Below are 13,259 nucleotides of genomic sequence, written 5' to 3'. Positions count from 1 at the left end.
AAGATATGGAAGCCACAGTATTCATCAGCCATGGAAGCAGAAGTGAGCATGGCAACAAAGTGTTTATTTCATTCATCGAGAAAGTGATTTCGACTGAGCCGAGTACGATTGCAGCTTATGGGTTCCTTGAGAATACAAAGCCAACCATTTTTGAAAGTGTTGAATCATGCATATTAAAGGGTGCGTCATCGATTACCGTCGTTCCGGTGCTGTTACTTCCGGGAATCCATGCAAATGTGGACATACCTGAGGAACTGGCAAAAGTCAGCCACAAGCACCCAGAAGTTAAGATTTCCTATGGCGAACCGCTTGGAGTGAATGATACGATAATGGAAATCGTCCTGGACCGCTTGAAGGAACAAGGTTTCTCGGGCAGCGAGTTAGAAGCCGTTCTGCTCGTCGGACATGGCAGCAGAGACCCTTTGGCTGCAACCGTATTCGAGAAACTGGCATTCCGCGTTCAGGAGAAAGTTCTCTCTAAAGTTGAAACAGGCTATATAACAACACAGCCATTTTACGGAGAAAAGCTTTTGGCAAGTGAGGTCCGCAAGAAGATGTACGTTCTGCCATTCTTGCTTTATACTGGCGGGTTTACAGTTAAAATGGAGGAAACAATAAATAGTACTTTGGTTCAAGATCAGGAGAGAGAGGTTGTCCTGTGCGAACCAGTCGGTTTCGATGACCGTCTTGGCGGGCTGCTTCTGCAAAGAGTTGATGAAGCAAGAGAAAGGTTAACTTAGAAACACGGTCTTCGTCAGCAGAAACCAATAAAAATACCGATCGCCAATGATTTTGTTAACACCGGTAAAAAAACGATTTATCGCCAATAATGGTATGAATACCGTCAATATAATAGAAATCGCAACATAAATGGAGAGTGGAAGCATGCTATACTCTATGAACCTTCGGATATCAGGCCGTAACGCAGTGGTGATTGGCGGAGGCAAGGTCGCTCACCGAAAAGTACTGGGGTTGCTGGATGCTGGAGCAAAAGTGAAGGTAGTCAGTCCTGAATTGACAAGAGAATTGATGGGTCTTGCCGCAGAAGGCGAGATTTCCTGGCAGGCAGAGAAATACACGAAAAAAGATCTTGAAGGAGCATTGCTTGTGATTGCCGCAACCAATGACACCGAGACGAACCTGGCAGTTAAGAAGGATGCTTCATCACATCAATTGGTTAGTCTTGCAGACAATCCCGAGCATTCTGACTTTCAGGTTCCATCCGTCATGAAAAGAGGGAAATTGATGATCGCCGTCTCGACATCGGGTGCAAGCCCTGTACTCGCTAAAAAGATTTGCGGTCAACTGGAGCAGACTTTTGATGAAAAATACGAAAGCTACCTGGAGTTCCTGGCAGCAAGCCGAAAAGAAATTAAAGCAGCTGTCAAGGATGAAACAGTTAAAAGGAAGCTTTTGAGAGAAATAGCTAAGGAGAGTTTCTTAGCTTCTGACCAAAGAGAAGAAAGGTTTGCCAGGCTGCTTATAGAAGCAATCAGTGAGGAGGGAAAGTAAAGCGCGAGTTCGCACGATTACTTCCCTCCTTTTTGCGGTTCAGATGTCCAGCTCCAGAATAAGATATGCTGCCATGTGGAGACTCTTATGTTCAGTTCTAACAAGGCAAGGGTTCATACATGAAGGTATATTCTGGAAATGATATAATGAACTGTAAAAGCTTATAAGATTGGAGTATCATTTATGAAAACATTTGTCGTCTTCCTAAAAGACAAAAGGAAAGGCAAACTGGAACCAAGCCTGTTAACTAGACATATCGAACACCTCAGGCAATTAAAACAGGAAGGAAAATTGATGGTAGCTGGACCGCTCAAAAATAACGAACAAGCAATGATCATCCTTAATTGTGATGATATTGATGAAGCGATTAATGTGGTAGAAAGTGACCCGTTCATAAAAGAGAAATATTACAATACATATGATATTAACGAACTCATCGTTGCCAACGACGAAAACAACTGGCTGATGGATAGTCCGCAAACCACTGCGAATCTGGTTCACTAAAAAAAAGGACTTCCAGCCAGTGTGGAAGTCCTTTCCAGGATATAAATCCTATTACTTTGTTTCTGCCTCTTCGATAACCTCTTCAGTAGTCTCTTCAGGTGCTTTTTCGAATACAGCAAGTACCGCAGAAATCAAAGCAGCAAACTTCTTTGCCATTTCACTTGCGTGTAAGCTTGCCTTAGACTCAGCTTTCTTTTCAACAGAAGGATTCACTTTTGCTTCTTCAGTAGCAGTTTCCTCAGTAGACGTTTCTTCAGTTACAGCTTCTTCCGTTACTTCTTCAGTAGCAGTTTCCTCAGTTACAGCTTCTTCGACAACTTCTTCAGTAGCAGTTTCCTCAGTTACAGCCTCTTCAGTCACTTCTTCAGCAGCAGTTTCTTCAGTTACACCTTCTTCCGTTACTTCTTCAGTAGCAGTTTCTTCAGTTACAGCTTCACCGGTTACTTCTTCAGCAGCAGTTTCCTCAGTTACAGCTTCTTCAATTACTTCTTCAGTAGCAGTTTCCTCAGTTACAGCTTCTTCAGTCACTTCTTCAGTAGCAGTTTCTTCAGTAACAACCTCTTCAGTCACTTCAACAGACAAAGCAACGGCTGAATTTTCGTTAGCTTTCTCTTTAGCAACATCGCTAGCGTTGAAAGCCTTAGACTTCATTTTGTTGGCAACAGAAGGGGATACTTTTTCTTCTTCAGTAACGTCTTCCTCAGTAACGTCTTCTTCAGTAACATCTTCTTCGGTAACGTCTTCTTCAGTAACGTCTTCTTCAGTAACATCTTCTTCGGTAACGTCTTCTTCAGTAACGTCTTCTTCGGTAACGTCTTCTTCAGTAAGGTCTTCTTCAGTAACGTCTTCTTCAGTAACGTTTTCTTCAGTAACGTCTTCCTCAGTAACATCTTCTTCAGTAAGGTCTTCTTCGGTAACGTCTTCTTCTGTAATGTCTTCCTCAGTAACATCTTCTTCAGTAACGTCTTCTTCAGTAACGTCTTCTTCAGTCACATCATCTTCAGTTACTTCAACAGACAAAGCAACAGCTGAATTTTCGTTCGCTTTCTCTTTAGCAACATCACTTGCATTGAAAGCACTGGACTTCATTTTGTTAGCGATAGAAGGAGATTCTTTCTCTTCAGTATCTTCTTCTTCTTCGTCTTCTTCAGTCTTTACAGTTGCATCTGTATCAAGGTCGATATCCTCAGAATCGGAGTCATTATCTTCGTCTTCTTCTGTTTTTACAATAGCATCTGTATCAAGGTCGATGTCTTCTGATTCCTCTTCAGAATCTTCATCAGCTTCTTCATCTTCCTTTTTCATTTCAGTGTCAGCCTCAGGCTTAGTTTCCTCTTCTTCTTTAGCTGCATCCGTTTCTGCAGTTTCCTCTGAATCAGAGTCAACATCTGTTTCATCAGTAACAATTGGCTCAAGTTCTACAACTTCTACAGTTTCTTCCACTACTGGTTCCTGAGTAACTGTTTCTTCTGTTGGAACTTCCTCAGTTGGCACCTCTTCGACAGGCACTTGCTGATTTGTTGTGTGTACGGCTGCATTCGGTGCCGCGTGCTTTTTGGCAGTTTGGCTTGCATGAATGCCAGCCTGTGACTTTGATGCTTTTTCCTTAGCTTCAACCTTTGTTGCAGCTTTTGGCTGAGCCTTGACTGCAGGCTTAGCAGGAGTTACTTTAACATTAGCCTTTTTATCAAGAACCTGAACCTTTGCTGGTTTCACCTTGTGAGATTGCTCAACCTTCACTTTTTCCGGTCCTGCAGCTTGAGTGAAGTGTCCTCCAGTCAGTACTCCGATTGACAATACTCCAGCTAGCATAAAAGATTTCACAACTTTAGTTCCATTAATATTATTTTTCATGTTCATCATTCGCTCCCTTTTTAATTAACGTGATCCGTGACAATTGCATCGGTATACGGTAAAAAAGCAGGAGCTTTTAGCGGTGGTGGGGAAGGTGGGGCATTGACCCACTGGCTTTGAAAAACAGCGACCCGCGATGTGAAGTGCTGCAGGAGATTTAATTGAAATGTTACATCCCAATAAAACCATTTATCGCTTAAAAAATTGTTCGTGTTTCCATAACTTGTCCTGTCGCCGGAAGGCCCCCCAGAAGCCTTCGTGCGTGAAGGAGGATTAGGAAGATTGTCTCCTTTAGGATACCTCTCGTTTTGTGATGGATCATCTTCATCCTTTTTTTCAGGAGGCATTTTCATGCTTACCGTCTTTGCTGCCTTTTTGACAATGGACGGTATCTCATTAGACTCCTTAGGTGGCTCAACCTTTTCCTCCAGAACAGGAGATCTTCGCTCTGTTTCTTTTGCGTATTGATCTTTATTATGTATGGATTTCAACGTACCTTTTTTATTTTGGTTATTGCTGTGCTTTTGTTTATGGTTTACCTGATTTTGCTTGTCGGTGGTCGATGCCTTAGTCTTTTTGGGCTGTAGTGCCTTCTGATCCTTTTTGGATGATGAGGCATTCGACTTTACTTTCACTGCATCGCCCGGTGTTTCTTTAGGCTTGGCCTGGATGGGTTTCTGAACCGTTTGTATATGCACCGGCTGGTTTTGTTTCGCAGGTTGTGCAGGCGATTTTTCAGAAATCCTGACATTATTTTCTTTGTCTGGAACGTTAGCCTGTTCAGCCGCTGCAGGCTGTGGACCCTTACCGGGATTTTCCCCTTTTTCAGCGAAAGCCATATCTGGGACCAGCATTGCCGCACCAGCAATAAAGCCAGTTATAAGTATGTGTCGGAAGTGCATCCTTTCACCTCCTTTCAAAAGAAAATTCTCTCAGGGATAGCATTCATGATTTAAAACGTGTTTTTGTCGGTTTTTGCAGGATTTTAATAGAAACCGTTCTTTTAACCTATCAAGCTATTCCAATAGTAGAGGAAAGACTGATTCGAATTTCCCTTCTTTTTGGTACTTATTATTCTGGGTGGTAAATAATTGGTATTCCTTTCTCTTGCTCTTTTATAAAAAAGGAGTAGAATGGGATTTATGCTTTAACCGTTTAAATGAAAGAAGGATACATCATGAACAATCTTAGAATTTATTTGATTCTTACCGGTGTCATGTTCTTATGGGGACTGAATGTCACCGCGCTAAAGGTAATAGTGGGGAACTTCCCGCCGATCACCATCACCTCACTGCGTGTATTCACCGCAGGAGTCTCGGTCTTTATCATTCTCTTTTTCTTAAAAAAAGTCCGCCTGCCATCCAGGAAAGAGTGGACCTATATTATCGGTGGCAGTATCTTGAATGTAACTGGGCACCATATGTTTCTTGGTCTTGGTTTAAAGGTAACTTCGGCGGTTAACGGTGGTTTGATTCTCGGTCTTGGCCCCTTGCTGACGGCGTCGATGGCTATCTTATTCCTGGGAAGGAAGCTGACATTCGTACGTACACTGGGCTTTATTTTCGGGGGAATAGGCGTTTCATTGACTGTGCTGGCAGGAAGCTCAGGTTTATCCGGCGTGTCGATTGGGGATTTCTATGTGTTTCTCTCCATTCTTTCACAAGCCATCAGTTTCATCATCATATCCAAAGCAGCAAGAACATTGGACCCTCGACTATTGACCGGGTATATGCTCGTCATCGGTTCGTTTATGTTGTTCTTGATTGGTATATGGAAGGAACCAGGTGGATTGGCAAGCCTCGGAAATGCTTCAGCGGGAGTATGGATCATCTTCTTCGCATCAGCGATTTTTGCCACCGCAGTGGGGCATATGCTCTACAACTACGCGATCGGCCAGGCGGGACCGGCGGAAGCCTCCATATTCCTGAACTTGAACACATTCCTGTCCATCTTATTCGCAGCCATCTTCCTTGGCGAGCATATCACATCCGCTCATCTGCTGGGACTGATATTCATCGTATCCGGAGTCATATTCGGGTCGGGAGCGCTTGAGGAATTGTTGCTGAGAAACAGGATGAAACGAAATGCAGCTTAATATGATTTTTTAAGCAGGGCCTTGGCTCTGCTTTTTTTTCGGTGTAAAACAATCAACCGGTATTAAATGAGTCGCAACTGGAATTAAATGGACTTTAACCGGAATTAAATTAACCTCAACTGGAATTAAATTAATCTCAACTGGTTTTAAACTCAATCTAACTTGTATTTAAATTGATATCACAACCAAACGGGGATTAAAACTGAATCAACGGGGATTAAAACCGAATCAACGGTGATTTAATTTGTCGCAACGGGGATTAAAACTGATTTTACGAGAAAAAAACAATTCGGGCGGGGAATACACCATACAATTACCTCTAGATAAAGCTGGCAGGAAGTTCAAAATCCTGGCTCAAAGTCCAAAGTGTCCATATCTCATAAAAAACGTACTGATTTTGGACACTTATATCTAATAAACTCTATATTTTATTGAGTATCAGACCTTGGCATGATTCTTGCTTTATATAAAACTAACAACTTTATTAAAGTGGAGGTCAGGATAAATGAAAATGAGTGAAGTAAAAGCGATTGTTACAGGTGGAGCATCTGGTTTAGGGGAAGCGACTGTAAGACGTATTGTTGAACAGGGCGGGAAGGCTGCCATTCTTGATTTATCTGTGGAACGCGGCGAAGCTCTCGTCAAAGAACTTGGGGAACAGACGCTTTTCATCAAAACAGATGTAACGAGTGAGGAAGAAGTCTCAAATGCGATCAACAAAGCATTTGAATCATTCGGCTCTATCAACACGGTTGTAAACTGTGCCGGAATCGGGGTTGCAGGAAAGCTGCTATCGCGCAAAGGTGTCCATTCGCTGGACATGTTTTCAAAAGTGATTTCCATCAACTTGATTGGCACCTTCAATGTCATCAGGCTTGCTTCCGAGCAGATGTCCAAAAATGCAGCGAACGAACTTGGTGAGCGGGGCGTCATCATCAATACGGCTTCCGTTGCCGCCTTTGACGGACAGATTGGTCAGGCCGCCTACAGTGCTTCAAAAGGGGGAGTTGTTGGCATGACGCTGCCAATTGCAAGGGAGCTTGCTTCATACGGCATCAGGGTGATGACTATTGCACCGGGATTGTTCCATACGCCGATGTTCGATTCACTGCCTGAGGAAGCAAGGGACTCTCTTGGGAAAATGGTGCCTTTCCCGCAGCGGCTTGGCTATCCTGAAGAGTATGCGCAGCTTGCTGAAAGCATCCTGACAAACCCAATGCTGAATGGCGAAACAATCCGTTTGGACGGAGCCATCCGCATGCAGCCGAAATAATTTTGTGCAGCCCTTCGCATGCAGCCAAAGTAATTTTGTGCAGCCCTCATCCTTTGACAGGAGAGGGTTTTTTACATTGACGAAAGCTTATTTTCACTTAATGAAATGTCCGCCATAATTAATTGTCGCCGCACGTTTTGATCTAGGTCTGGCAAAGGCGTGAGCACATTCCATTGTGGAAATATTTTCGCGTTGTGGAAAGTCAAGAAAACGAATATGATATTTTTGCAATATAACATTTTAACAGAGAGCAGGGGACAACTAGAGTGACAACGAAATTTTTTAGAATTTTCATGCTTTTAATCCTTGCGTCGGCTGCTACCTTCCCACAATTCGCTTCTGCGATGGCGGAGGTCACTTCCTTCAGCCAGTCTACTGGAACAGTTGCATATCAAGGGAACAGTGTGCCAGGATATGTTACTTTTGAGCTGAAGACCAGCGAACCGACGCGTGGTCATATTTTAGCAGTAGGCAACGGTATCCAGACGAAAATCAACCTTTCTTCTACCGATTTTAAAACAGTCCACAAAGTAGACTGGGTACCATGGGACGATACGAAGAAAGTTCCATTGCCAGCTGGGGAATACCAATTGAAGGCTTATTTGTCTGATCAAGGTTACAATCAGATGCAAGGTTATCCGCTTGGCAAACTGATAGTTGTCAATGAGACGAATCCAAAGCCTTTGATCGACCAGGTTTCCATCAATCCTTCCGTCTTCGCCCCAAAATATGGCGGGACAGAAACAGTTCAGATCCCTTTCAATTTGAATCGTCCAGCCGAGGTGCAGTTAAGCATCTGGCAAAATGGTGCCGAGATTTATGGAGGCAGTAAGATGAAGCTTTTGCCAGGCACCCATTCTGTCACCTGGAATGGAAGAGATAATGCGGGACGAGTTGTTGCGGATGGAACATATGATGTAAATTTTAATTTCATTGAAACGGCATATAACTACCCAGCGACGAAACAGTCTTCACAGAAAGCAGGAACGGTTACCATTAAGGATGGCGACTATAATATTCCGCTCTGGAGAGTAAAACAAGTGGTTACGGACGGTGTCTTCACTTCTGACGTAATCAGCCCCGATGGTGATGGGATCAACGACACGGTCTCAGGGCAATTCACATTGGCTGAGCCGTCAAAACTATCTATTTATATTGCGAATGCCGCAGGCGCGCATATGAAAAATGTCATCACCGAGCAGTCTTTCCAGGCGGGAACTCATACATTTACATGGGATGGTACCGACTTTTACGGCGGGAAAGCCGTTAATGGAAACTATTATATAAGAGTCATGTTGATTGAAGGAGCAAGCGCAGGTTATATCTCTTTTACAGACAATGTGAGATTTGAAGGCGGCTATGAGGTAAAAGCACTTCAGCCTGAAAAGCGAGTCAGAGTAGTCGCTGAGAAGGCTCAGCTTTCTGTGTACCCGGCAGGACAGGGGTATACGGCTGTTAAGGGCGATACATTCCCATTGATTTCTGAAACAATTGAAAACGGCCGGTACGAGGTGCTGGTCAAGGAAGGTGTATCTGGAACAATCAATGCAAGTGATGTAGAACTTGTTGTTGAAACTGTTCCTCCGACAGTTCCAAACACTGCTGAATACACTGTGGTGAGCGGTGACACTCTATGGAAAATCGCAGCCAAGTTTAACACAACCATTTCAGAAATTGTAAAATTAAACAATCTGGATCCAAATAAGTATTTGTACATCGGGCAACAGCTGAATGTTCCTGCTGCAGTTTCGCCAGAACCAGCACCGCAGCCAGTGGTCCACACGGTGCAATCAGGAGATACTCTCTGGAAGATTGCCCAGAAATATGGCACAACCATTGATGCAATTGTAAAATCGAATAATCTTGACCCTGCAAAATATTTGTATATCGGTCAAAAACTTACGATTCCCTCTTCAACTCCGACGCCGGAACCACCGGCTGTCCAGCCTGTTGTCCATACAGTGGTAAGTGGAGACACGCTGTGGAAAATCAGTGTGAAATATGCCACGACAATCGATGCGATCGTGAAGGCGAATAATCTTGATCCGGCAAAATATTTGTATATTGGCCAGAAGCTTACGATTCTACGCTAGTCATGAAACCTGCTCCTATAAGGAGCGGGTTTTTTACATTCAATAAGTGTACCTTTCTGCATCACTGCTATATAATTGAAGTTATAATATTCAGAAATCTCTCTGTGAAGGAGGAAAGTCAATGATAGAATTCAGGGATATTGTGACGCCTGTCCACTGCCTGGTCACAGAAAAAACTACATTAAGAGATGCTCTTGGGCTTTTTAAAAAGGAAAAATGGAACTTGCTGCCCGTGACAGATGCAGAGCGGAATTTGCAGGGGGTTTTTACTCGGAGCGGGCTTTACCAAATGATTCTCGATGGCAGTCCGCTGGATGCACCAATCCGGCCATACATAAAGAAGCAAGTAAGATCGCTACGAATAGATACTCCTTACAGGGATATCGAACAGATTGTGAAGACAAGCCAGGTTGGGACTGGAGTTGTGCTTGATGAACGGGATAAGGTCATCGGCTTATTGACCAAGACCGACATGGTGCTCGCTCTGTTAAAATCAGCGAATACACTCAAGGATCAGCTGGAAACAATCCTGAAGCATTCCAATATTGGAGTGCTCATGACTGATGAAAGGATGCAAGTGGTGTATGCGAATGACGCTTTTGCCAAAATCAGCGGACGGACATTTGATTCCATCATGTCTAGGGAACTTGACGAGATTTTCCCTGGGCTGCTTCACGAAGAAAGTTCGCCGCATCACTATGAAAAATTCAAGTCGATCCTTCATATATCATCCTATGAAACAGTCAATCATGAAGAAGGAAAAATCCTGTTATTCCAGGATATTTCTGAATTTGAAAAAATGGCGGAAGAGCTCGAGACAGTCAAAAAGCTGAAGCTGACAATCGAGACGACGCTTGAGAATGCGTATGATGGAATCCTGATGACTGATGAAAAGAACATGATCACAATGGTCAGTCCGCCGTTGCTTGAGCTGTTCGGACTCGAAAAACCAGAGGTCCTATATAAGCCAGTTGAGCAAGTACTTCCGCAGCTGAAGCTTGGCAATGTGTTCAGGTCTGAAATGGCGGAAGTCAGCGATTTTAACGAAATGAACGGGATTAGATATATTGTCCACCGCATTCCAATCAAGAAGGATGGAAGGGTAATCGGGGCAATAGGAAAAGTGATGTTCCGCCAGTTGAACGAGGTCAGCGAGTTGTTCAAGAGACTTCAGAAGGCAGAGAACAAGGCAAGCTTTTACCATCAGCAGCTGCAGAAATCAGAGTCTGCCAGATTTACCTGGGAACATATTTATAGCGAAGACCCTTATATGGAAAAGTTGAAAAAAAGTGCTGCCAAAGCAGCAAAAGGCCGATCCACAGTATTGGTCAGGGGGGAAAGCGGGACAGGGAAAGAATTGTTCGCGCATGCCATCCATAACAGCAGCGCCAGGAGCGATGGCAAGTTTGTCGTAGTCAATTGTGCCGCGATACCAGAGGACCTGCTTGAATCGGAGTTTTTCGGTTATGAAGAAGGCGCCTTCACAGGGGCAAAGCAGCGCGGAAAAATCGGGAAGTTTGACCTTGCGAATGGAGGAACGCTTTTTCTCGATGAAATCGGTGATATGTCACTCTCCCTCCAGGCAAAGCTGCTGAGAGTCCTGCAGGAACGGGAGTTTTATCGGGTAGGCGGAAATGTGCGGGTGAAGGTCGATGTCCGGATCATCGCAGCCACAAACCGGAACCTGGAAGAGATGGTGAAACAGGGGGAATTCAGGGAGGACCTTTATTATCGTTTGAACGTCATTTCCTTGAATATCCCGCCACTGAGGGAACGGGTGCAGGATGTCGAGTACTTGATCACAGGTTTAATGAAAGAATTGAATTCGATGCTGGGAACAAGCATCACAGGTATCTCTTCACAGGCGAAGGAAGCGCTGCTTCGCTACAGTTGGCCAGGCAATGTCCGGGAATTGCGGAATGTCCTTGAGCGCGCTATGACCTTTGCGGAGCACGGAAAAATTCAGAATGAGGATCTGCCCGACTACTTGCTCTCGCAACTATCCAGTCCATCAACCGAACAAATCAGCCTTGTGGAAGATGCCGAGCTCGGCGCAATTAAAAAAGCTCTTACCCAGGCGAACGGAAACAAAGCCAAAGCAGCAAGACTGCTGGGCATCAGCCGCTCTGGCCTTTATGAAAAAATAAAGAAATATCAGCTGAGCGTATAGAAAGTTTTATTCGAACTGGAATTATCATTTGTTTTTTCAAGTTCGCCAATCACATCATAATGTCCAAACACAGTGTCCAATTTCCGGACACTGTGCAGGACGTACACATTATGTCCTCCTTGGTTTTATCGTCTTCCTTGTTTTCGGAAAATTGGCATAATTATTGCATGAATAAAGTTGAATGCGTTTTCAAATATAATCAAGGGGGAAGTTGTGAATGGATATTGGTTCATATTTAGCGCAGAATGCGAGGAAAACACCGGAGAAGCTAGCGATTGATTGTGAAGGCAGGATTTATACCTACAAGCAGTTTAATGAAGAAGTGAACAAATTGGCTCATGGCCTGCTCGGTCTGGGTATTCGCAAGGGCGTGAGAGTCGCTCTGATGATGAAGAATTCTGATCAATTTGTATTTGCTTTTTTTGCAGCAGCTAAAATTGGGGCGGTGATTGTGCCGGTAAATTTCCGTCTGACAGCATCCGAGGTCCATTACATACTTGAACAGTCCGGAACGGTCCTGGTTATTTGCGATGAAGAATTCGAGGATATCATCACTTCTGCACGTGAAGGGACAAATGCATCGCATGTCATCACAACCGGAACCCCTAAAGCAATCGGACATCATTCATTGACTCACGTTCTTTCTGAAAATGCCTCCAATCCACAAATTGAAGTCAGCGATGATGATGACCTGGAAATTTTATATACGTCTGGAACGACCGGCAGACCTAAGGGTGCCTTGTTTGACCATAAACGAGTGTTCAATGTTGGCCTGACGATGATGATCAGCATGGGCATCAACCAGGAGGAACGAATTCTCCATATCGCTCCGCTATTTCATTCGGCCCAGCTTAATCTGTTCCTGATTTCTGGTGTCGTCCTTGGAGCAACTCATATCATTCATCGGGATTTCCATCCAGTCACCACTCTCCAGGCAATCCAACAGCATAAAATAACCCATTTCTTTGGCGTGCCTGCTATGTACAATTTCATGCTGCAGGTGCCGAATGCTGCTGAATACGACCTCTCTTCGATTAAAAGATGCGGATATGGTGCTGCACCAATGGCGCCGGAACTTGTGCGAAAAAGTATGGAACTTTTCAGGACAGACCAGTTCTATAATCTTTGCGGCCTGACGGAGGCTGGTCCTGGTGGGATCCTGCTTGGGCCTGAAGGTCATAAGCACCACCTTGGGAAGGGCGGGAAAGCCGCATTCCTGACTGAAGCCAGAGTGGTGGACGAAGAAGGCAAGGATATCAAGCCAGGTGCGGTCGGCGAGTTCGTCATCAAAGGCGAGTCCATCATGAAGGAATATTATAAGAAGCCGGAAGAAACGGCAAAAACGATTAAAGACGGGTGGCTGTATACAGGTGACCTGGCAACGATTGATGAAGAAGGATATATCACACTCGTCGATCGGAAAAAAGACATGATCATTTCCGGCGGGGAAAATGTATATTCCATTGAAGTAGAAGAGGTACTTTATGAACACCCTGCCGTAATGGAGGCAGCGATCATCGGGCTGCCTGACGAAGTTTGGGGAGAAGCAGTATGCGCAGTCATCGTGCCGAAAAAGGATGCAATCGTTGATGAGCAGGAACTTAAGAGCTTTTGCCGCCAAAAACTTGCAGGCTATAAGGTTCCGAGGAGGATTTTTATCGAGGAGGCATTGCCGAGGAATGCTTCTGGTAAAATCCTGAAATACCAGCTTCGCCAGAAATTGAATGAAGTTACGCTGAGATAGTTTAAATGAAATGA

Annotated in this window: 11 protein-coding genes; 8 read left to right on the top strand and 3 right to left on the bottom strand. The window is 44.3% G+C overall.

Annotated features, from left to right (window positions below; all coding sequences use genetic code 11):
• The first annotated feature begins 5 nt into the window (after nt 1-5).
• The 3 genes from AB5I83_RS11215 (at nt 6) to AB5I83_RS11205 (ending at nt 2,016) form a co-directional block, all read left to right on the top strand.
• Nucleotides 6-740 (top strand): sirohydrochlorin chelatase, encoded by a 735-nt coding sequence (locus AB5I83_RS11215; protein ID WP_448975382.1) that lies wholly within the window; start codon nt 6-8, stop codon nt 738-740.
• A gap of 145 nt (nt 741-885) precedes the next feature.
• Nucleotides 886-1,512, top strand: a complete 627-nt coding sequence (locus tag AB5I83_RS11210) for a precorrin-2 dehydrogenase/sirohydrochlorin ferrochelatase family protein (RefSeq protein WP_448975380.1) — start codon at nt 886-888, stop codon at nt 1,510-1,512.
• 183 nt (nt 1,513-1,695) lie between these two features.
• Nucleotides 1,696-2,016, top strand: coding sequence for a YciI family protein (locus tag AB5I83_RS11205; RefSeq protein ID WP_448975378.1), 321 nt, complete (start codon nt 1,696-1,698; stop codon nt 2,014-2,016).
• Nucleotides 2,017-2,067: 51 nt separating this feature from the next.
• On the opposite strand, the gene AB5I83_RS11200 is transcribed toward AB5I83_RS11205, so the two are convergent.
• Together AB5I83_RS11200 and AB5I83_RS11195 are read right to left on the bottom strand one after the other, a co-directional pair.
• Complete coding sequence (locus AB5I83_RS11200; RefSeq protein WP_448975376.1) at nt 2,068-3,870, bottom strand: hypothetical protein; 1,803 nt, start codon at nt 3,868-3,870, stop codon at nt 2,068-2,070.
• 20 nt (nt 3,871-3,890) lie between these two features.
• Entirely contained in the window at nt 3,891-4,772 is an 882-nt protein-coding gene (locus AB5I83_RS11195; RefSeq protein ID WP_448975374.1) for a hypothetical protein, read from the bottom strand.
• A gap of 275 nt (nt 4,773-5,047) precedes the next feature.
• Here AB5I83_RS11195 and AB5I83_RS11190 point away from each other — a divergent pair, with 275 nt between their 5' ends.
• From AB5I83_RS11190 to AB5I83_RS11175, 4 genes are all read left to right on the top strand, one after another.
• Nucleotides 5,048-5,965, top strand: a complete 918-nt coding sequence (locus AB5I83_RS11190; RefSeq protein ID WP_448975372.1) for a DMT family transporter — start codon at nt 5,048-5,050, stop codon at nt 5,963-5,965.
• A 505-nt stretch (nt 5,966-6,470) separates the two neighbouring features.
• Nucleotides 6,471-7,238, top strand: a complete 768-nt coding sequence (locus tag AB5I83_RS11185) for a 3-hydroxyacyl-CoA dehydrogenase (RefSeq protein ID WP_448975371.1) — start codon at nt 6,471-6,473, stop codon at nt 7,236-7,238.
• A 266-nt stretch (nt 7,239-7,504) separates the two neighbouring features.
• Nucleotides 7,505-9,331 (top strand): LysM peptidoglycan-binding domain-containing protein, encoded by a 1,827-nt coding sequence (locus AB5I83_RS11180; RefSeq protein WP_448975369.1) that lies wholly within the window; start codon nt 7,505-7,507, stop codon nt 9,329-9,331.
• 121 nt (nt 9,332-9,452) lie between these two features.
• The gene (locus tag AB5I83_RS11175; protein WP_448975367.1) at nt 9,453-11,501 is read left to right on the top strand and encodes a sigma 54-interacting transcriptional regulator; all 2,049 of its coding nucleotides are present in this window, start codon (nt 9,453-9,455) and stop codon (nt 11,499-11,501) included.
• On the opposite strand, the gene AB5I83_RS11170 is transcribed toward AB5I83_RS11175, so the two are convergent.
• A complete protein-coding gene (locus AB5I83_RS11170) occupies nt 11,486-11,608 on the bottom strand; it encodes a hypothetical protein (protein WP_448975365.1) in 123 nt (40 codons plus the stop codon). The two genes, AB5I83_RS11175 and AB5I83_RS11170, sit on opposite strands and share 16 nt — an antisense overlap.
• 110 nt (nt 11,609-11,718) lie before the next feature.
• Between AB5I83_RS11170 and AB5I83_RS11165 the strand changes: the two genes are divergently transcribed.
• On the top strand, nt 11,719-13,245 hold the full coding sequence (locus tag AB5I83_RS11165) for a class I adenylate-forming enzyme family protein (protein ID WP_448975363.1): 1,527 nt from the start codon (nt 11,719-11,721) through the stop codon (nt 13,243-13,245).
• The last annotated feature ends 14 nt before the right edge of the window (nt 13,246-13,259 follow it).

The organism is Mesobacillus sp. LC4 (assembly GCF_053543455.1).
This window is presented reverse-complemented; position numbering and strand designations above follow the sequence as displayed.

Excerpts from the sequence above, each read along its gene's own strand:
- AB5I83_RS11195 (WP_448975374.1), bottom strand. The coding sequence starts at position 4,772 with ATGCACTTCCGACACATACTTATAACTGGCTTTATTGCTGGTGCGGCA.
- AB5I83_RS11175 (WP_448975367.1), top strand. The coding sequence starts at position 9,453 with ATGATAGAATTCAGGGATATTGTGACGCCTGTCCACTGCCTGGTCACA.
- AB5I83_RS11200 (WP_448975376.1), bottom strand. The coding sequence starts at position 3,870 with ATGAAAAATAATATTAATGGAACTAAAGTTGTGAAATCTTTTATGCTA.
- AB5I83_RS11215 (WP_448975382.1), top strand. The coding sequence starts at position 6 with ATGGAAGCCACAGTATTCATCAGCCATGGAAGCAGAAGTGAGCATGGC.
- AB5I83_RS11210 (WP_448975380.1), top strand. The coding sequence starts at position 886 with ATGCTATACTCTATGAACCTTCGGATATCAGGCCGTAACGCAGTGGTG.
- AB5I83_RS11185 (WP_448975371.1), top strand. The coding sequence starts at position 6,471 with ATGAAAATGAGTGAAGTAAAAGCGATTGTTACAGGTGGAGCATCTGGT.
- AB5I83_RS11165 (WP_448975363.1), top strand. The coding sequence starts at position 11,719 with ATGGATATTGGTTCATATTTAGCGCAGAATGCGAGGAAAACACCGGAG.
- AB5I83_RS11190 (WP_448975372.1), top strand. The coding sequence starts at position 5,048 with ATGAACAATCTTAGAATTTATTTGATTCTTACCGGTGTCATGTTCTTA.
- AB5I83_RS11205 (WP_448975378.1), top strand. The coding sequence starts at position 1,696 with ATGAAAACATTTGTCGTCTTCCTAAAAGACAAAAGGAAAGGCAAACTG.